This is a genomic window from Symbioplanes lichenis (assembly GCF_030709675.1).
Classification (GTDB): Bacteria; Actinomycetota; Actinomycetes; order Mycobacteriales; family Micromonosporaceae; genus Actinoplanes; species Actinoplanes lichenis.
In genome coordinates this window covers 551,445-570,254 of sequence record NZ_JAUZQD010000001.1, presented here as the reverse complement: position 1 = coordinate 570,254, position 18,810 = coordinate 551,445, and the positions used below count along the sequence as shown (strand labels likewise).

At 72.8% G+C, this 18,810-nt stretch carries 16 protein-coding genes and 1 pseudogene; 13 read left to right on the top strand and 4 right to left on the bottom strand.

What is annotated here, in order from left to right:
* The first annotated feature begins 102 nt into the window (after positions 1-102).
* From RAN62_RS02550 to RAN62_RS02515, 8 genes and pseudogenes are all read left to right on the top strand, one after another.
* The gene (locus RAN62_RS02550) at positions 103-909 is read left to right on the top strand and encodes a DUF4397 domain-containing protein (protein ID WP_305782777.1); all 807 of its coding nucleotides are present in this window, start codon (positions 103-105) and stop codon (positions 907-909) included.
* Positions 906-1,505: a class F sortase gene (locus RAN62_RS02545; protein ID WP_305782776.1), complete on the top strand. Its 600-nt coding sequence runs from the start codon at positions 906-908 to the stop codon at positions 1,503-1,505. Before RAN62_RS02550 ends, RAN62_RS02545 begins: the two co-directional genes overlap by 4 nt.
* 52 nt (positions 1,506-1,557) lie before the next feature.
* Positions 1,558-3,099, top strand: coding sequence for a serine/threonine-protein kinase (locus tag RAN62_RS02540; RefSeq protein WP_305782775.1), 1,542 nt, complete (start codon positions 1,558-1,560; stop codon positions 3,097-3,099).
* 100 nt (positions 3,100-3,199) lie between these two features.
* Positions 3,200-4,201: pseudogene (locus tag RAN62_RS02535) on the top strand (M28 family metallopeptidase); the annotation flags it as partial.
* A 149-nt stretch (positions 4,202-4,350) separates the two neighbouring features.
* A complete protein-coding gene (locus RAN62_RS02530) occupies positions 4,351-5,685 on the top strand; it encodes a hemolysin family protein (RefSeq protein WP_305782774.1) in 1,335 nt (444 codons plus the stop codon).
* Positions 5,682-6,737: a hemolysin family protein gene (locus tag RAN62_RS02525; RefSeq protein ID WP_305782773.1), complete on the top strand. Its 1,056-nt coding sequence runs from the start codon at positions 5,682-5,684 to the stop codon at positions 6,735-6,737. Before RAN62_RS02530 ends, RAN62_RS02525 begins: the two co-directional genes overlap by 4 nt.
* Before the next feature lie 125 nt (positions 6,738-6,862).
* The gene (locus RAN62_RS02520) at positions 6,863-7,609 is read left to right on the top strand and encodes a sporulation protein (RefSeq protein WP_305782772.1); all 747 of its coding nucleotides are present in this window, start codon (positions 6,863-6,865) and stop codon (positions 7,607-7,609) included.
* A gap of 390 nt (positions 7,610-7,999) precedes the next feature.
* On the top strand, positions 8,000-8,452 hold the full coding sequence (locus tag RAN62_RS02515; protein WP_305782771.1) for a DoxX family protein: 453 nt from the start codon (positions 8,000-8,002) through the stop codon (positions 8,450-8,452).
* A gap of 28 nt (positions 8,453-8,480) precedes the next feature.
* Here RAN62_RS02515 and RAN62_RS02510 read toward each other — a convergent pair whose 3' ends face one another.
* Positions 8,481-9,737 (bottom strand): bifunctional pyridoxamine 5'-phosphate oxidase family protein/GNAT family N-acetyltransferase, encoded by a 1,257-nt coding sequence (locus RAN62_RS02510; RefSeq protein WP_305782770.1) that lies wholly within the window; start codon positions 9,735-9,737, stop codon positions 8,481-8,483.
* Between the two features lie 46 nt (positions 9,738-9,783).
* Here RAN62_RS02510 and RAN62_RS02505 point away from each other — a divergent pair, with 46 nt between their 5' ends.
* The 5 genes from RAN62_RS02505 (at position 9,784) to RAN62_RS02485 (ending at position 14,676) form a co-directional block, all read left to right on the top strand.
* Positions 9,784-11,130: an aminotransferase class I/II-fold pyridoxal phosphate-dependent enzyme gene (locus RAN62_RS02505; protein WP_305782769.1), complete on the top strand. Its 1,347-nt coding sequence runs from the start codon at positions 9,784-9,786 to the stop codon at positions 11,128-11,130.
* A gap of 154 nt (positions 11,131-11,284) precedes the next feature.
* A complete protein-coding gene (locus RAN62_RS02500; RefSeq protein WP_305782768.1) occupies positions 11,285-11,944 on the top strand; it encodes a UdgX family uracil-DNA binding protein in 660 nt (219 codons plus the stop codon).
* Between the two features lie 139 nt (positions 11,945-12,083).
* Positions 12,084-12,284, top strand: a complete 201-nt coding sequence (locus RAN62_RS02495; RefSeq protein WP_305782767.1) for a DUF3046 domain-containing protein — start codon at positions 12,084-12,086, stop codon at positions 12,282-12,284.
* A 195-nt stretch (positions 12,285-12,479) separates the two neighbouring features.
* On the top strand, positions 12,480-13,526 hold the full coding sequence (gene recA, locus RAN62_RS02490) for a recombinase RecA (RefSeq protein ID WP_305782766.1): 1,047 nt from the start codon (positions 12,480-12,482) through the stop codon (positions 13,524-13,526).
* A gap of 442 nt (positions 13,527-13,968) precedes the next feature.
* On the top strand, positions 13,969-14,676 hold the full coding sequence (locus tag RAN62_RS02485; RefSeq protein ID WP_305783047.1) for a regulatory protein RecX: 708 nt from the start codon (positions 13,969-13,971) through the stop codon (positions 14,674-14,676).
* Between the two features lie 63 nt (positions 14,677-14,739).
* On the opposite strand, the gene rny is transcribed toward RAN62_RS02485, so the two are convergent.
* From rny to RAN62_RS02470, 3 genes are all read right to left on the bottom strand, one after another.
* Positions 14,740-16,464: a ribonuclease Y gene (rny, locus tag RAN62_RS02480; RefSeq protein WP_305782765.1), complete on the bottom strand. Its 1,725-nt coding sequence runs from the start codon at positions 16,462-16,464 to the stop codon at positions 14,740-14,742.
* A 592-nt stretch (positions 16,465-17,056) separates the two neighbouring features.
* The gene (locus tag RAN62_RS02475; RefSeq protein ID WP_305782764.1) at positions 17,057-17,932 is read right to left on the bottom strand and encodes a hypothetical protein; all 876 of its coding nucleotides are present in this window, start codon (positions 17,930-17,932) and stop codon (positions 17,057-17,059) included.
* Between the two features lie 133 nt (positions 17,933-18,065).
* Entirely contained in the window at positions 18,066-18,713 is a 648-nt protein-coding gene (locus RAN62_RS02470; protein ID WP_305782763.1) for a hypothetical protein, read from the bottom strand.
* Positions 18,714-18,810 lie beyond the last annotated feature (97 nt).

Below are 18,810 nucleotides of genomic sequence, written 5' to 3'. Positions count from 1 at the left end.
GTACGACAAAAATCGCGGATCGACCCGTCCGGACGGACCATGGTGTCGAACCATCGACGGTGGGCACATTGATGTATCGAAAATTGCCCCCGGGGAGGCGCCGTGATCAGGAGATATGCCCTCATAGTGCCGGTTGTGCTGGCCGCTGTGACGCTCGCCGCCACGCCCGCCCGGGCGGCCGGGGCCGGGTATGTCCGGCTCGCCCACCTCTCGCCGGACACGCCCGCTGTCGACGTCTATCTGCGGTCCGAGTCCGGCGCGACCGAGCCCCAGCGCTTCGACGGCGTCGCGTACGGCGCGCTGTCCGACTACATGCGGATGCCCGCCGGGACGTACACGGTGGCCATGCGCAAGGCGGGTGCCGCGGCGAGCACCCCGCCCGTCATCACGACGCAGGTCACGGTCGCGGACGGCGGCGCCTACACCGTCGCGGGCGTCGGGCGCTATGCCGATCTGGGCCTGCGGGTGCTCGACGACGACCTCGACCTGCCCGCGGCGGGCACTTCCAAGATCAGGATCATTCAGGCCTCCGTACGCGCCCCCGTGCTGGACGTGGCCGGCGCGGACGGCCGCCGGATCGCCGACGGTGTGCCCTTCGCCACGACCACCGGCTACCGCCAGGTCGACCCCGGGCGCTGGACGGTTCGCGTGAAGCCCACCGGCGGCGGCTCGCCGAGCGACCTGCCGTGCACGCTCGGCGCGGGCAACGTCTACTCGCTGCTGGTGCTCGACGACGGCAAGGGCGGCCTGGAGCCCGAGCTGCACATCGACGCCGCGCGACAGGGTGGAGTGCCCCAGGGCGGCGTGGCCACGGGCGGTGGCGGCACGGCTCCCGCCCCGACCGGCTGGGCGCTCGGAGTGGTGGTCGCCATCGCCGGACTGCTCGCGGTGCGGCGTCGTACCCGATGAGGCACTTGCTCTCGGCGGCAGTGGTGCTTCTCACGGTCAGCCTGGCCGGCGCGGCGTCGCCCCCACGGACCGAGCCGGTCGCTGTGCGCGAGGCGGCTGCCGCGGTGGTCGTACCGGGAAAATGGCCGGACCCCTTCCGGGAAAGTGAGCGAACGCTCAGCGGTCCGCCCACCCGCCTGCGCGTTCCGGCGGCGGGCATCGACACCGCGCTGGAGCGGCTGCACCTCGGCGCCGACGGCGAGCTCGTGCCGCCCACCGGCAACGACCGGGCCGGCTGGTACGCGGACGGCACCGCACCCGGCGACGTCGGCCCGGCCGTCCTGGCGGGACACGTCGACTCGCGCCGCGGGCCGGCCGTGTTCTTCCGGCTGAAGGAGCTGCGGCCGGGCGACACCGTCGAGGTGACTCGCGGTGACGAGCAGGTCCGCTTCACCGTCACGGGCAGTGCCTGGTATCCGAAGTCACGCTTCCCGGCCGCCCGGGTCTACGGCCCCACACCCGACCGGCAGCTGCGGCTCATCACGTGCGGCGGGAGCTTCGACCGCGGCGCCCGGTCCTATCGGGAGAACCTTGTCGTGTACGCGGTGGCCGGGTGATCGAGCTACCGATGGTGATCGGATCGGATCTACGCTGGCCGAGGGGGTGCGGATGACAGACAGGCAGACGCTCGTCGCGGGACGCTACCTCCTGCTCGACCTGGTCGGCGCCGGGGGCATGGGCCGCGTGTGGCTCGCCCGGGACGAGATGCTGCACCGCGAGGTCGCCGTCAAGGAGATCGTCCCGCCCGCCTGGATGACCCCTGCCGAGCAGGCCCGGCTGCGCGAGCTCACGCTGCGCGAGGCCCGGAGCGCGGCCCGCATCGACCACCCGCACGTGGTCAAGATCTACGACGTGGTGCACACGGGCGACCAGCCGTGGATCGTCATGGAATACGTGCCGTCCCGCTCGCTCTACGACATCATCGGCCGGGACGGCCCGCTGCCGCCGGAGGAGGTCATCCGGATCGGCACCGCCGTCCTCGAAGCGATCACGGCCGCGCACAGCGCCGGGGTGCTCCACCGCGACATCAAGCCGCACAACGTCCTCATCGGGCCGGGCGGCCGGGTCGTGCTCACCGACTTCGGCCTCGCCACGTTCGCCGACGACGGCGCGGTGACCGGCCCGGGCCCGGTCGTCGCCTCGCCGCACTACGTCGCCCCCGAGCGGGCCAAGGACGGGACGTTCACCCGCGAGTCCGATCTCTGGTCGTTCGGCGCGACGCTCTACGCGGCGGTCGAGGGCCGGTCCCCGTACGCCCGGGACAGCGCGATGGCCACGCTCACCGCGCTGGCGACCGAGCCGCCCGACCCCTTCGTCCGCGCCGGTCCGCTCGCGCCCGTGCTGACCGGGCTGCTCCGGCGCGACCCGGCCGACCGCCTCACCGCGCCGGAGGTGGCGCGGCTGCTGCGTACGCCCTCGGTGGGCCGGGCCTCCGTGCCCTCGCCACCGCCGCCGCCGGGACGCCGGGCCTGGAAACGGCCGGTGCTGGCCGGGGCGCTCGTGCTCGCGCTGCTCGGAGTGGCCGCCGGCGTCTTCCTGCGCGACGGCGGCGAGCGGGAGCAGGCGGCGCCGGTGGTGACGTCGGTCCCACCCTCGGGCACCGGCGGGGGCGGCGGCGGCTTCAGCCCGGTGGCCTGCCCGGGCGACGCGCCGGCCGGCCTGCCCACGACCCCGCAGCGCGGCGCGGACCAGCTGCGCAAAGGCTGGTCGCTGCTGGAAGGCTGGTCCTACTTCAGCCGCGACGGCTTCCGGATCGCGGTGCCCGACGGCTGGACCTACGAGACGGTCGGCACGACGATCTGCTTCCGCGACCCGGCGAGCCCGCGCGTGCTGAGCGTCGACGCCTCCCGCAACCCCCAGGGCGACCCGGTCAAGGCCTGCCGCGAGGAGGTGTCCCGGCTGCGGGGCGCCGGCGCGCTGCCCGGCTATCGGCAATATCGCCTCGACCGCGTCGGGTCGCTCACCCGGGCCGCGGACTGGGAGTACGCCTACGACGATCCCCGCACCGGGACCCGGATGCACGCCATGACGCGGTGGGTGGCGTCGGGCGGGGAGGGCTATGCGTACGGGCTGCTGGCGCGCGATCTCGACTGGCCGGCCACGTTCGCGACCTGGGGGATGATCGTCAGCACCTTCTCGACCGGCATCTGAGCGATCCGTCCCGGAGCGAGCCGCCCCTGGGCGGTCTTCCCTGGGCGGTATGTCCCGGCCGGGATTAGGCATCGACGGGCATCGTTGTGATGCTCGGGGCATGAGATCTCTCGTCCTCGCCGGTGCGGCCGCGCTCACGCTGACCGCCACCGCGGCAGTTCCCGCCTCGGCCGCGCTCGCCGCCCCCTCCCCGGCCGCGCCCGCCGCTTCCTCCGCCCGGGCCGCCGTCGCCGCTCCCGACATCGCCGTCGCCAGTGTCCAGGCTCACCTCACCCGGTTCCAGTCGATCGCGACGGCCAACGGCGGCAACCGCGCGCACGGCCGGCCCGGCTATCTCGCCTCCGTGACCTACGTCAAGGGCCTGCTGGACGCCGCCGGCTTCCAGACCCGCCAGCAGAGCTTCACGTACGGGGGAGCGACCGGCTACAACCTGATCGCCGACTGGCCCGGGGGCGACACGGCCGACACGCTCATGATCGGCTCGCACCTCGACAGCGTCACCGCGGGTCCGGGTATCAACGACAACGGCACCGGCTCCGCGGCGAACCTCGAGGTGGCCCTGGCCGTGGCGCGCACCGGCTTCACGCCCGCCCGGCACCTGCGCTTCGGCTGGTGGGGTGCGGAGGAGCTCGGGCTGCGCGGCTCGACGGCCTACGTCAACTCGCTCACCACGGCCCAGAAGCGGCAGATCACCGGCTACCTCAACTTCGACATGGTCGGATCGCCCAACCCCGGCTACTTCCTCTACGACGGGGACAATTCCGACGGTACGGGCGCCGGGGCCGGACCCGCGGGCTCGGCGGAGATCGAGGACGTGCTGGAGGCGTACTTCTCGTCGATCAATGTCCCCACCCGGGGGACCGACTTCGACGGCCGCAGTGACTACGGTCCGTTCATCTCGGCGGGGATCCCGGCGGGCGGCATCTTCACCGGGGCCGAGGGCCGCAAGACCGCGGCTCAGGTCCAGCTGTGGGGTGGCACACAGGCGGCCTTCGACCCGTGTTACCACCGGTCGTGCGACACCACCGCCAACGTGAGCGCCACGGCCCTCAACCGCAGCTCGGACGCCATCGCGAACGCCGTCTGGACCCTCGCCCAGAGCTGACCGTGACCGCCTGGTCCGCCCGCTGTGAAGATCGTTGTCTCACAGCGGGCACTCAGCGGACGCTGGTATTTTCTTCGGATGATTGGCAGTAGACGGCCGGGTACGGCCCGGCCCCTCGTCACTGATCCGCCTGCCCCCGTCACGCCATGTTGATCCTGGTAGGCCTCCTGCTCGTCATTCTCGTCACCGCGATCACGGGCTATTTCGTCGCCCAGGAGTTCGGTTACGTCGCGGTCGACCGCGGCAAGCTGCGCGCCGAGGCCGATCGCGGCGACAAGGCCGCGGAGCGCGCGCTCCAGGTGACCGAGCGACTCTCCTTCGTCCTCTCCGGCGCCCAGCTGGGCATCACGGTGACGGCCCTCATCGTCGGTTACCTCGCCGAGCCCTATCTCGGCGAGGGCTTCGCCGAGCTGCTCGGCCTGACCGGCCTGCCCGAGGGCGTCACGGCGGCCATCTCGGTGGTGCTGGCCCTGCTCATCGCCACCGTCGTGCAGATGGTCCTCGGCGAGCTGGCCCCCAAGAATTTCGCCATCGCCCGCCCCGAGGTGCTCGCCAAGGCGCTCGGCCGCTCGACGCTGATCTACCTGGCCGTCTTCGGCCCGATCATCAAGCTCTTCGACAAGGCCGCGGCCAAGCTGCTGCGCCGCATCGGCATCGAGCCGATCGAGGAGCTGCCCGAGGGCGCCACCGAGGAGGACCTCGAGCAGATCATCGCCGAGTCCCGCGCCGAGGGGCACCTCGACCCGGAGCTGTCCGCGCTGCTCGACCGCGGCCTCGACTTCCGGGGCCGGTCGGCCTCCGAGGTCATGGTGCCGCGGGTCGACGTGCACACGGTCAAGTCGACCGACACCGCCCAGCGGGTGGTCGAGCTGCTCGACACGGGCCGCTCGCGGTTCCCGGTGCGGGGCGGCGACGGGGTGGACGAGATCGTGGGCGTCGTCGGGATCGCGGACGTGCTGGGCGTACCCCCGAAGGAAAGGGCGACCCGGCAGGTGGGCGACCTGTGCGCGCCGCCGCTGCTGGTCCCGGCCTCGCTGCACCTGCCCGCGGTGCTCGACCGGCTGCGCGGCGGTCACCGGCAGCTCGCCATCGTCGTCGACGAGTACGGCGGCTTCGCCGGCATCATCACCCTCGAGGACATCGCCGAGGAGCTCGTCGGCCCGATCCGTGACGAGGACGACCTGCCCGAGCCCGCGCCGGCCCGGCAGGACGACGGCTCGTGGATCGTCCCGGCTCGCTGGCGCATCGACGAGGTCGCCGACGCGACCGGCGTCGACCTGCCCGAGGACGACGACTACGACACCGTGTCGGGCCTGGTCATGAGCCACCTCGGCCGGGTGCCGCAGGTGGGCGACGCGGTCGCGCTCGACTCGGGGGCCGGTCTCGCCGTGCTCTCCGTCGACCGGCACGTGCCGCAGTCCGTCCGCGTCACACCCGCCCCCGCCTCCGCGGTCCCGGCGGCCGAGGGGAGCGACCGATGAGCACCACGTGGGCCGTCGCCTGCTCCCTGCTGCTGCTCGCGGGCAACGGCTTCTTCGTCGCGGCCGAGTTCGCGCTGGTGGCGAGCAAGCGCTACCGCCTCGAGCACGCCGCGGCCGAGGGCAGCCGCGCCGCCAAGGCCGCCCTCGACGGCAGCCGCGAGCTGTCGATCATGCTGGCCGGCGCGCAGCTCGGCATCACCCTCTGCTCGCTGGGCCTGGGCGCCCTCGCCGAGCCGTCCATCGAGCACCTGCTGCACCCGCTGCTGCACGGGGTGGGCCTGCCGGACGTCCCGAGCGAGATCATCGCCTTCCTGGTCGCGCTGATCGTGGTCACCTTCCTGCACCTGGTGGTCGGCGAGATGATGCCCAAGAGCTGGGCCATCACCGACCCCGAGCGCTCGGCGACGATCCTGGCGCTGCCGTTCCGCGGCTTCGTCGCGCTGGTCCGCCCGGCCCTCATCGCGCTGAACTGGCTGGCCAACGCGGCGCTGAGCCCCTTCGGCGTGCACCCGCAGGACCAGCTGGCCCAGGCGCACGGCCCCGAGGAGATGAACATCCTCCTCGAGCGCTCCCGGGCCGAGGGCACCATCGAGGCCGAACAGAGCGAGCTGCTGACCAGCATGCTCAAGCTGCAGGAGACCACCATCGACCAGGTCCTCATCACCGACGACCACCTGGTCACGGTGCCGGTCACGGCCAGCGCCCTGGACATCGAGGCGGCGTCGCTGGCCAGCGGCCGGTCGCGCATGGCCGTCCTCGGCGCCGGGGGCGACGTGGTCGGCGTCGTCCACGTGCGCGAGGCCGTCCGGGCCACCACCGCGGACTCCGCGGTGACCGCGGCGCAGCTCATGGACCCGTCCTTCGTCCTCGCCGGCGGCGTCACGGTCACCGACGCGGTCACCCGGATGCGAGCGGCCCGCGCGCAGCTCGCCATGGTGACGCGCGACGGGAAGCGGGTCGGCTTCGTGGCGCTGGAGGACCTGCTCGAGCAGGTCATCGGCGAGTTCGACGACGAGACCGATCCGGTGCCGGTCGGGCGCCGGATGCGCTGAGTTCTTGCGTTCCTCGCGGCCCGGTGCGTTCTCGCGCGCCGGGCCGCTTTCCGCCCCACGGGGCGGCGTTGTGCCGGACAATTCGGTCAGGATTGCCGGAGCGGGCGGGCGGGAAGGGTTGCGGGATGGACTTCGAGACGGTGCTGCGCACGTTCCACCTGGGCGGGCCCCAGGTCAGCACGGTGCTCGCGACGGCCGAGACCTACCCGGGCACGCCGCTGATGGGCGCGGTCCGGCTCCAGGGCGGCGACTACGACCTCGCCGTCGACACGATCGCGGTCGGGCTGGTCACGCGGGTCGAGGCCGAGGACGGCGATGCGCTGCTCGAGTTCCACCGGGCCTGGGTGGCGGCCGGCTTCACGCTGGCGGCGGGCGAGCACCAGGACATCCCGTTCACGATCACGCCGCCGTGGGAGACGCCGCTCACCCACGCGTACGGGCATCGGCTCGCCGGCATGTCCCTGGCCCTGCGCACCGAGGTCGAGGCGGAGGACGAGGTCGACCGGGAGGACGCCGCCCTGCTGACCGTCCACCCGCTGCCGGCCCAGGAACTGGTGCTCACCGCGCTCACCGACGCGGGCTTCCACTTCCGGCACGCCGACGTCGAGCGGGGGGCGATCTATGGCGTACGCCTGGAGCTGCCCTTCTACCAGGAGATCGAGTTCACGCCGCCGGCTCGCTGGGCGCGCGCACTGGACGAGCTGGAGCTCACGTTCGTCGCCGACGGGGCGGGCGTCGAGGTGATCCTCGAGTACGAGAAGCACGGCGGGCTGTTCCGGGCGCCCCAGGACTCGTACGCCCGGTTCCGGCTGGACCACGGCTGCTCGGCGGCCGACGCTGCCGCGGCCCTGCACGGTGCCCTGCCTGCCTAGAGGACTTTCGCCGCCTCGCGGAGATCGCTGATCGCATGCCGCACCCGGGGCCGAGCACCGGATCGTGCTGCCGTGGCTGACCTTCCCGGCGGTCGTCGGCTCGGACGTCGCCGGCGCGGGGTGAAGGTCAGCGGGCCTGGAAGCTCGTGGTGCTCATTCCGTGATCCCAGCCTCTGGGACGCCCAGCAAATGCACAGCGCTTCCCGGCTCGCGCGGCGCCCTGCTGCCGACACGCCGCCCGAGCAGCCGCCCTAACGTGCCGGAAATCGAAGAACGACGCCCAGCTCGGATCGTCATTTCTATTAACAAACGTCTATGCCTTGTGGTTGCAGCTTCAACATTTTAGCGTCGGTCGAAGTACGTCTCTTCCCCGTCGCCGCAAGGAGAACCATGGACAACCACAAGCTCGCCGCCCCGGTCTGGTCGCTGTTCCGGGTGGTGATCGGTCTTCTCTTCACCTTCCACGGCGCGGCGACCGTCCTCGGCCTCTTCGGCGGGTCGCCGGCCACGGGCCAGGCCGTCGAGGTGGGCGTGTGGCCGAACTGGTACGCCGGCGTCATCCAGCTCGTCTGCGGCATCCTTGTCATGCTCGGCCTCGTCACCCGCCCGGCCGCGATCCTGGCCTCCGGCTCGATGGCCTACGCCTACTTCGTCGTCCACCAGCCCGAAGCCCTCACCCCCAACCAGAACGGCGGCGTCGGCCCCGCCCTCTACGCCTGGACCTTCCTGATCATCGCCGTCCTCGGCCCCGGCCCCTGGTCCCTCGACGCCCTCCTGCGCCGCCGCACCGGAGCCGCTCCGGCCCACGCCCCCGCCCCCGCAACGGAAACCGCCAGCGCCTGACGGCGCCAGCCCTCTACCGACGCGTCTCCTACTCCGAAGCGCCCCCTCCCGCGGCCAGGCGTGCCTCCAGCCGCTCGCGGGCGCCCGGCCACTCCTCGCGCGTCATCGCGAACAGCACCGAGTCCCGCCACGTGCCGTCCGGTCGCAGCCGGTGCCGGCGGATCAGCCCGTCGCGGCTCGCGCCCAGCCGGGCGATCGCCCGCTGCGATCGCTCGTTGCGAATGTCCGTGTACCAGAACACCCGCTCCGCGCCCAGCTGCTCGAAGGCCCGCTCGAGCAGCAGCAGCTTCGCCTCCGTGTTGACACCCGTCCGCCACCACCGGCGCCCCAGGACCGTGTGACCGATGCCGAGTGCGCGCCGGGCCGGGTCGATGTCGTGATAGCTGGTCATGCCCAGCACCTCGCCGGTGTGCGGGTCGCATTGGGCCCAGGCGACCCGCTGCCCGGCCCAGCGCTCCCGCTCGGCCTGCTCGACCAGCTCCGCCATCGCCGCCCGCTCCTGCGGCCGCGGCGACGGCAGGAACTGCCACACCTCGTCGTCGGCCAGCGCCGTCAGCAGACCGTCCACGTGCGACGGCGCGAGCGGCTCCAGCGCCACGTGGCGCCCGCGCAGAGGCGCCGCCGTGTGCCACGGGGAGGCCGGCGCCCCCGCCAGATAGAACGGTGTCGGCTGCCTCACCCCGGCGGCCGGCCCGGGGGGACCGGCGACCGTCCGCATCGGAAGCACGCCCGCCCAGTGCGGCAGCCCCTCGTCCTCGGGCTCGTCGATGACGTCTCCCGCGCGTACGCGTACCGAAACCTCGGTCAACGGCAGAGCCAGGACCGCCGTGCTCGCCATCTCGCGGGTTGTGGGTGGGCGGCTCTCGGCCGCCCGGCCCGGGCCGGTCTTCTCCACCAGAGCCGTCATGGCGGCACTCTTCTCGGTGTCGTTCGTCACGAGCCGGGCGGTGCCCAGGGCGACCAGCGACCTGTAGTTCGCACTGTGGTTGAACTGCGATCGCGCGAACACCAGCCCGTCGAGCAGCGTCACCGAGACGCACACGGAGGCGCCGCCCTCGCGCGCGATCAGCCCCAGCCGGCCGCCGGTGGAGGCGTGCAGATAGAGGGTCTCGCCGACGCGGACGTGCAGGGTGGGCAGCGCCCGGGGCTGGCCGTCGACGACGAAGGCGACGGAACAGTCGTAGGCCTCGTCCAGGATGGCGTGTGCCCGCGCGCGGTCGTAGTGCATGCGGCCCCGGTTGCGCGTCGCGGTGGTGCGGGAGGTGGGCTCGTAGAGATCGGTCACCGGAGCCTCCTTGTCAAAGGCTTTGTGCTAGTACAGAATCGTTCGTGTGGCAGAACAATATCAGGTCTCGGGCACGACCGCCGCCTCGATCGCGGCGAGCATCGAGGCGGGGGTCCTCAGCGGCGACTTCGCCCACGGGGAGAAGCTGCCGGCGATCCGCCTGCTGGCCCACGGCCTGCGGGTCAGTCCGGCCACGGTGGCGAAGGCCTACCAGGAGCTGCGGCAGCGCGGCATCCTGGAGGCGGCCGGGCGCAGCGGCACCCGGGTGCGCCAGCGCCCGCCGGTCGCCAGCCCGCGCTCGGCGCTGCGCATCGCCGCCCCGCCGGGCACGCTCGACCTTTCTTCCGGCGATCCCGACGTGCGTCTCATGGCGCCGCTCGGCCCCTACCTGCGGGAGGTCGCGGCCGAGCTGCGGGAGCCGGGCGACTATTCGGTGGGTGGCGTGCTGCCCGAGCTGGAGTCGGCGGCGCGAGCCCGGCTGGCGGCCGACGGCGTCCCGGTCGGCGACGGGCCGATCGCGCTCACCAACGGCGCTCTCGACGCGATGGAGTGCCTGCTCGTGACGCATCTGCGTCCCGGTGACACGGTCGCCGTCGAGGACCCGGGCTGGGCCAATCTCCTCGATCTCGTCGCCGCGCTGGGCCTGACGGCCGTGCCGCTCGAGGTCGACGACGAGGGCCCGACCACCGACGGTCTGGCGTCGGCGCTGCTGGCGGGCGTGCGCGCCGTCATCATCACCGCCCGCGCGCAGAATCCGACCGGGGCCGCCGTCACCGCCGAGCGCGCCGCGATGCTCCGGCTGCTGCTCACCGTGCACCCCGGCGTGCTGCTGATCGAGGACGACCACGCCGCCGAGCTGGCGGGTGTGCCGCTGCACTGCCTCGGCGGCACGACGGCGCGCTGGGCGTTCGTCCGATCGGCCTCCAAGCCCTTCGGCCCCGACCTGCGCATGGCCGTCGTGGCCGGCGACGCGACGACCATGGGCCGGCTGACCGGCCGCCAGCGCATCACCACCGGCTGGGTGTCGACGATGCTGCAGAGCCTGCTCCTGCGTCTGTGGCAGGCCGAGACCGTGGCCGAGCGCATCATCGCGGCCGGCGCGAGCTACGACCGGCGACGCCGAGCTCTGCGGGCGGCGCTCTCCGCCCGGGGAGTCCGGGCCCACGGCGCCACCGGCATCAACATCTGGGTACGTGTGGAGGACGAGACCCGCACCGTCACCGAGCTGCGGGACCGGGGCTACGCGGTGGCGCAGGGTGCCCTTTTCCGGCACGGGTCCCCTCCGGGCGTACGCGTGACCGTCAGCCGCCTCGACGACGCGGACGTGGAGCCGTTGGCCGACGCCCTCGCCGCCGCCGTCCTACCCGCCGGACCGGGGCTTTCGGGGAGGTGACCGGGCGCCCGCCCTGGTGACCGTGCCGTGCGCGGTCGCCGGTAGCCCCGTGTCTTCGCGACGTCGGCTCCCGGGCGACGTTCGGGGGCGGGTCGTACCCGATCGTGGGAGTCCGCCGGGCGTGGGTGCCGCGTGAGGGGGTAGACCGTGGGGCATGCCCAGGACCGAGGCGCCCATCGGCGCGCAGCATTTCGTTCCGGCCGACGCGCACGGGCTCGACGAGCTCAAGGCGGCCGCGGTGCACTGCCAGGGGTGTGAGCTCTTCGAGCCCGCGACCCAGACGGTGTTCGGCCGCGGGGCCGCCGACGCCCGGGTGGTGTTCGTCGGCGAGCAGCCCGGCGACGTGGAGGACCAGCAGGGCCTGCCGTTCGTCGGCCCGGCCGGCCGGCTGCTGCGCGAGGCGGTGGACGACGCGGGCATCGACCCGGGCAACGTCTACATCACCAACGCGGTGAAGCACTTCCGCTTCGAGCTGCGCGGCAAGCGGCGCATCCACCAGAGCCCCGGGCCCACGCACATCACGGCGTGCCGCCCGTGGCTGGTGGCCGAGTTCGCGCAGCTGCGCCCCGAGCTCGTCGTCGTGCTCGGGGCCACGGCGGCCAAGGCGCTGCTCGGCCCGTCGTTCCGGGTGACGCGGTCGCGCGGTCAGCTCATGCCGTGGCCCGCGTCCGCCCAGCATCCCGAGGACTTCCCGGTGGCCGAGGTGCAGGCGCTCGCCACGATCCACCCGTCCGCCGTGCTCCGGGCGGACGACCGCGATGCCGCGTACGCGGGACTGGTCGACGATCTGAAAGTGGCCGCCACGGTGCTCTAGTGTCCCGGCTCACCCCTTGTCCTGCCGGTCGTCGGAGGTGCTGTTCCGTCGTCGTCGCAGCACAGTGACGCACATCTCATCGATGGGGCCGCCGGTCCACGGATCGGGGCCGGCGGGCGGCCCGGAGTAGGCTTCACGGGTGCGGTTGACGGACTTCTGGCAGCGTCTTGAGCAGGCATTCGGTGGCGCTTACGCGCGCAGCATCGCGGCCGACCACTCGTTCGCGGACCTCGAGGGACGGACGATCGATCAGGCCATTGCGGACGGTGTCGACACGGTGACGGTGTGGCGAGCTGTGGTCGCCGCGTACCCCGATCGGGTGCCTGCGCGCCTGCGCTGAGCCGGTTTTTCGTACGTTTGTTCGGCGTGTCGCTCGATCGTCGTACAGGTGTTCGGCTATTGTCCTCAGCGGCGTGGTCATCCACAGGCCGCCACCGGGCGGCCGATTCTTGTCAGACCCAGCGTCTAGCGTGACCGCGTGGTGAAAAGCTCATCGGCGAAGACGCCTGCGAAGTCGAGTACAGGGGTGGCGGACATGGTGGCAGGACCTGACCGGGAGAAGGCTCTCGATCTGGCGTTGGCCCAGATCGACAAGCAGTTCGGCAAGGGCTCGGTGATGCGGCTGGGGGAGCGGCCGGTGGTGCAGACCGCCGTCATCCCCACCGGCTCCATCGCCCTCGATGTGGCGCTCGGCGTCGGCGGTCTCCCGCGCGGCCGCGTCATCGAGGTCTACGGGCCGGAGTCCAGCGGTAAGACGACGGTGGCCCTGCACGCGGTGGCCAACGCCCAGCGCAACGGCGGCATCGCGGCGTTCATCGACGCGGAGCACGCGCTCGACCCGGAATACGCCCGGGCCCTCGGCGTCGACACCGACGCCCTGCTGGTGTCCCAGCCCGACACCGGTGAGCAGGCGCTCGAGATCGCGGACATGCTGATCCGCTCCGGCGCGCTCGACATCATCGTCATCGACTCCGTGGCGGCCCTCGTGCCCCGCGCCGAGATCGAGGGCGAGATGGGCGACAGTCACGTCGGTCTGCAGGCCCGCCTCATGAGCCAGGCCCTGCGGAAGATCACCGGCATTCTCAACAACTCGGGCACCACGGCGATCTTCATCAACCAGCTCCGCGAGAAGATCGGCGTGATGTTCGGCTCGCCCGAGACCACGACCGGTGGCCGCGCGCTGAAGTTCTACGCCTCGGTCCGTCTCGACGTGCGCCGCATCGAGAGCCTCAAGGACGGCACCGACGTCGTGGGCAACCGCACCCGCGTCAAGGTCGTGAAGAACAAGGTGGCCGCGCCGTTCAAGCAGGCCGAGTTCGACATCATGTACGGCAAGGGCATCTCCCGCGAGGGCTCGCTCATCGACGTCGGCGTCGAGCAGAGCATCATCCGCAAGTCCGGCGCCTGGTACACCTACGACGGTGACCAGCTGGGCCAGGGCAAGGAGAAGGCGCGCGAGTTCATGAAGGAGAACCCGGACGTCGCCGCCGAGATCGAGAAGAAGATCCTGGAGAAGCTCGGCGTGGGCCAGACCACCGGCGACGCCGCGGGCGGCCCGGAGCTCCCCCCGGTCGACTTCTGACAGGTCCCCGTCCCGCGTGACGGATGGTCGATGCCCGGCCGCGGGTGACGCGGGGCCGGGCGCGAGGCGATGAGGAGGCGCTCCTTCGGTGGCGGGGCGACGTGGTGCACGGGCCGGGCGCGGCTGGGACGCGATCCCCGACCGCCCGGCCGACGGGGACGACCCTGGTGGCGGGCCCCGGCGTGGTGCTTCCCGGCGCGGCAACGCCGGCGCGGCGCGGCGCCGGGGTTCCCCGGAGGGCACCGACCCGTGGGCCGCGGCCGGCGACGACCTGGCCGCGACCGAGGACGCCGATCTCTGGGCGGGTGACCCCTTCGACACCTCGCCCGACCGGGACGCCACGCCCACTTGGTCCGAGGGGGACGGCTCGCGTGGCCGGTCCGTAGGGGACGCCGCGCCCGGCCGGTCCGTGGGTGACGGCTCGCCCGGCCGGTCCGGCGGGGTGCGCTCGCTTCCCTGGTCCAACGCGGATGGCGGAGCCGGCGGTCGTGGTGCGGGCGGTGCCGGGTCGCGTGACTCGGGCTCGCGCTGGGATTCGGGCTCGGGGGATGCGGCCGGGCGGTCCTCCGGACGACGCGGGCGTGGCGACAAGCGGGAGAAGCGCGAGAAGGAGCCCGATCCCCGGCCCGAGTCGGAGATCGCCCGGGAGATCTGTCTGCGGCAGCTGGCCGTGCGGCCCCGGACGCGGGCCGAGCTGGCCAAGGCGCTCGCCAAGAAGGAGATCTCCGACGAGGTGATCGCCGAGGTGCTCGACCGCTACGACGAGGTCGGCATCATCGACGACGCCGCGTTCGCCCGGGCGTGGGTGTCGAGCCGGCACCACGGCCGGGGGCTGGCCCGGCGCGCCCTCGCCAACGAGCTCCGCCAGCGCGGGGTCGACGCCGAGGTGGCCACCGAGGCCCTCGAAACCGTGGACGACGACGCCGAGGCGGCCGCCGCCCGGGCTCTCGTCGACCGCAAGCTGCGCACCGCCACGGGCACGCCCGACCAGATCTTCCGCCGGCTCGTCGGCATGCTGGCGCGCAAGGGCTACCCGGCGGGCACGGCCTTCCGCGCGGTCAAGGAGGCCCTCGCCGCCCGCGACGAGGAAGCCGCCGAGTTCGCCGACCAGATCGACGCCGACGCCCTCACCGACCAGCAGACCGACTGACCAACCACCGCGCCCCGGCTCGCCACGCTCGGTTCGCCGCGCTCGGCCCGCTCGTCGCGGCGGTCAGCGGGCCATTTCGGTCACGCGGGACTCGCGGACGACGGTGACGCGGATCTGGCCGGGGTAGGTCAGCTCTTCCTCGATCTGCTTGGCCACGTCGCGGGCGAGGACGGCGGCGCCGATGTCGTCGACGTCGTCGGGGCGGACCATGACGCGGATCTCGCGGCCGGCCTGCATGGCGAAGACCTTGTCGACGCCGGGCTTGGTGCCGGCGATCTCCTCGATGCGCTCGAGCCGCTTCACGTACGCCTCGAGGCTCTCCCGCCGCGCACCCGGCCGGCCCCCGGAGCACGCGTCCGCCGCCTGCGTCAGCACGGCCTCGATCGTCTGCGGCGGCACCTCGTTGTGATGCGCCTCGATGGCGTGGACCACGTCCTCGGACTCGCCGTACTTGCGGGCCAGGTCGGCGCCGATGAGCGCGTGGCTGCCCTCGACCTCGTGGGTGAGCGCCTTGCCGATGTCGTGCAGGAACGCCGACCGCTTCATCGTCGGGACGTCGAGGCCCAGCTCGGCGGCCATGATGCCGGCGATGTGGGCGGTCTCGACGAGGTGCTTGAGGACGTTCTGGCCGTAGCTGGTGCGGTAGCGCAGCCGGCCCAGCAGCGTGACCAGCTGGGGGTGCAGGTCGGTGATACCGACGTCGACGAGGGCTTCCTCGGCGGCGCGCTCGCAGAGGACGTCGACCTCGTTCTTGGCGGTCTCGTAGACCTCCTCGATGCGGTGCGGGTGGATGCGGCCGTCGAGGACGAGCTTCTCGAGGGTGAGCCGGCCGACCTCGCGGCGCACCGGGTCGAAGCAGGAGAGCAGCACCGCCTCGGGGGTGTCGTCGATGATGAGGTTGACGCCGGTCACCGACTCGAAGGCCCGGATGTTGCGGCCCTCGCGGCCGATGATGCGGCCCTTCATCTCGTCGCTGGGCAGGTGCAGGACGCTGACCACGCTCTCGGAGGTCTGCTCGCTGGCGATGCGCTGGATGGCGTCGACGACGATGTGCCGGGCGCGCGTGTCGGCGGTGGTCTTCGCCTCGCTCTCGATGTCCCGGACCAGGATGGCGGCCTCGCGCTTGGCCGACGACTCGATGCTCTCGATCAGCTCGGTGCGGGCCTGCTCGGCGCTCAGGCCGGCGACCCGTTCCAGCTCCCGCCGGCGCTGCTCGACCGCCTCGGCCAGCTCGTCCTCGCGCCGGGTCAGGGCGGACTCGCGCTTGGTCAGGTCGGCGTCGAGGGCGGCCAGCCGGCGCTCGCGCTCGACGAGACGCTCAACCTCCTCGGCGTGCAGGCGCTCGCGCTCGTCGATGCGGGCGGCGCGGCGCTCGACCTCGGCCGCCTGCTCCTTGGCGGTGGCGTTGAGCAGCGAGACCTCGCGTTCGCCGCTGCGCCGGGCGGCGGCGCGGACCTGCTCGGCGTCGGCCTCGGCCTGCCGGTGGGCATGCTCGAGGATCGTGTCGGCCTCCTCGTGCGCCGACTCGAGGACCCGCCTGGCCTCGGCCCGCGCGGCGGACGCCTCGGCCTTGGCGGCGGCGGCCTCCGCCCGTACGGACGCGGCCTTGGCATTGGCGTCGTCGACCTTGGCCTTCGCGGCGTGCAGCGTCTGCTCGCGGCTGCGCTCGTCGGCCGACCGGGTCTCCTGCAGCTGGCGCAGGGCCCGTTGGCCGAGGAAGATGCCTGCCGCCACGAAGGCGGCGAGAACGACGACAGCCAGTACGAGCACCCAGTCGAGGGGCGACATCTCGCCGTTTCTCCCTTCGCCGCGCCGCATGGGGATGCGGTGCCGGTTCGTTGTCCCGCGTGGCGGGCCCACGGCGAAGCGGGCGCGCGGTGCGCGGGTAGGGATGCCCGACCAAAGGCGGCTGACCACGGGTACGGTCCAGCGCCGGCAACGGGTGCCGCGGGCCGCCCCTGGGGGTGGCGGCCATGACATCGTCGTCGGCGAGGACCGCGGATGCTGCTGCGCCGGACGCCCGCGCGGTCAGCGGACGGCCGGTATGGGGACACGGCTGCTCGATCGGCCCGCCCGGGGCGGCGCCGACGCCAGTCGAAACCGAGGAGGAGCGGCGACGGACCCTTCTGTGGTCGTGACGAAGCCCGGGCCGGGGCGAGCTGACGGCGATGGTGTCGCCGGGCTCACTGTCCGAAGCCGGAAGTGATGCCGAAAAGTAATGCGATCTATGTTGTGCGCTTAGCCTGCGATGGTCGAACAAACCTTGGTAACGCGAGGCTAGGTCGCGAGAGCCGCTTCGGTCAAGGACTCATGATTCGCCCGGTGATGGGACGTACGGCACAGACCCACTCACGCCCAGCTCAGGACGCCAGGGGGCAATTCAGGCGTAGCGGGCCCAGACGTCGCGGATGGGCTCCCACTTCTGGCCGATGCCTTCCTTCCAGTACGCCAGCAGGTATCCGGCCACGGGAGTGCCGGCGTCGTCCCACCAGATCCCAGCCACCGTGCGACCGGAGACCTGATAGGCGTACTCCACGTAGTTGCCGTTCGTCCGTCCGGAGGGTGCGGCCTTCGGCCCGGCCTCGGCGGCGCCCGGGGTGAGGGTCCGCGCGTCGATGTTCTGCTTGAGCGTCGTGTCGCGGGCGGCGTCCCGCTCGGCCACGGTCGCGTACTCGACGAAGATCACACTCATGGCGTCCATCTCGCACCGGACGCGCGCCTTCTCGCCCCGGTTCAGCGCGGGACCGCCCTTCTCACCGTCGCGGGCGCAGCCTGAGAGATGCGGCAGCCAGCCCTGCGCCATCGGGGTGAGCCCGGCGGTGAACTTCGGCCCGTTGATCGCGATCTGGTTCTGCTCGTAGACGCCCGCCGGCCCCGTCGCCACCGGCGCGGGTGCGGCAGAGGCCGGAGCAGCGTCGGGAGCCGTGGCGCGACCGAGGAACCAGCCGCCCGTACCGAAAAGGAGGAGCCCTGCCGCCAGGCCCGCGAGGGCCGGGATGAGGAACCGGCCCCGGGGCTGCTTGGGTGTCGGCTCGATGCGCGGGCCGCTGTAACCGGCGCCGAAGCCGAAGGGGTCGGCGGGCGGGAGGCCGTATTGATCGACAGGCCCGGGAGAGGCGCCGCCCGAGACCGGGGAAGCGCCGCCGCCGGACGTGGGATAGGGCTCGCCGCTGGTGGGGGAGGCGTGGAAGGGCCCGTAGGCCGGGCCCGGCCGAGGCGCGTCGTGCGGTCCGCCGCCGTGGTCCGTCTCGTTCACCGGACCCATCCCCTCCGACCAGTGTTCTCGTGGCCTCGGGCACGGGCCACGACGTTGCACGCTACCAGCCGGCAGCGAACGGTGACGATGAGCGGACGGCGGACCCGGCACCCGGGCCCGCCGTCGTCGTGGATCAGGCCGGGCGCCGCCGCGAGACCAGGATGAGGCCCACGCCGCCCGCGACGATCACGAGGCCGGTGCCGGCGATGGCGGCCACGTTCGTCCCGGTGATCGGCAGGCTGGGCACGTCGGCCGCAGCAACTCCGGCACCGCGGGTCAGGGAGCTGCTCACGGCCGTTCCGGCGCCGCCACCCGTACCAGGATCAGCGTCCCCGGTGGGAGAGCCCCCGGCAGGGGAGCCGGTGGTGGGGGACGAGGCCGGGTCGATCGGTACGGCCGGGTTGCCGCCACCGCCGCCGGGCAGCTCACCCGGCTTCTCCGGCGGGCCCGCACCAGGGTCCGGGTCCGGTGCCGGTTCCTCTGTGGTCGGGTCCGGGTCGGGCGCCGGTTCCTCGGTCGTCGGGTCGGGATCCGGCTCGTCGGTCGTCGGATCCGGCGCGGGCTCGTCCGTGGTGGGCTCCGGAACGGGATCGGCCGGAGCGGAAGGCTCGTCGTCCGCTCCAGTAGCGTCCGGGCTGGCAGAGGGCGAGGCCGCGGCAGGCAAGGCGGCCGAGACAGGTGCGCCACCCGCGAAGGCGGCCATACCCACAGCGGCGGCGACAACTCCGAGACGCACCGCCATGCGCACACTGCGCCGGCGGGCAAGGTGATTGGTCAGCATGATCCTCCCCGTGTGATCGGGGCACGCTACCTAAGATCAGCGACGAGGATCTGTCCCGGGCTGACAAAAAGGACATACGGCCGGCCGGGCGTCCGGC

Excerpts from the sequence above, each read along its gene's own strand:
- RAN62_RS02520 (WP_305782772.1), top strand. The coding sequence starts at position 6,863 with ATGGACTTCGAGACGGTGCTGCGCACGTTCCACCTGGGCGGGCCCCAG.
- RAN62_RS02470 (WP_305782763.1), bottom strand. The coding sequence starts at position 18,713 with ATGCTGACCAATCACCTTGCCCGCCGGCGCAGTGTGCGCATGGCGGTG.
- RAN62_RS02530 (WP_305782774.1), top strand. The coding sequence starts at position 4,351 with ATGTTGATCCTGGTAGGCCTCCTGCTCGTCATTCTCGTCACCGCGATC.
- RAN62_RS02525 (WP_305782773.1), top strand. The coding sequence starts at position 5,682 with ATGAGCACCACGTGGGCCGTCGCCTGCTCCCTGCTGCTGCTCGCGGGC.
- RAN62_RS02500 (WP_305782768.1), top strand. The coding sequence starts at position 11,285 with ATGCCCAGGACCGAGGCGCCCATCGGCGCGCAGCATTTCGTTCCGGCC.
- rny (WP_305782765.1), bottom strand. The coding sequence starts at position 16,464 with ATGTCGCCCCTCGACTGGGTGCTCGTACTGGCTGTCGTCGTTCTCGCC.
- RAN62_RS02545 (WP_305782776.1), top strand. The coding sequence starts at position 906 with ATGAGGCACTTGCTCTCGGCGGCAGTGGTGCTTCTCACGGTCAGCCTG.
- RAN62_RS02540 (WP_305782775.1), top strand. The coding sequence starts at position 1,558 with ATGACAGACAGGCAGACGCTCGTCGCGGGACGCTACCTCCTGCTCGAC.
- RAN62_RS02515 (WP_305782771.1), top strand. The coding sequence starts at position 8,000 with ATGGACAACCACAAGCTCGCCGCCCCGGTCTGGTCGCTGTTCCGGGTG.
- recA (WP_305782766.1), top strand. The coding sequence starts at position 12,480 with ATGGTGGCAGGACCTGACCGGGAGAAGGCTCTCGATCTGGCGTTGGCC.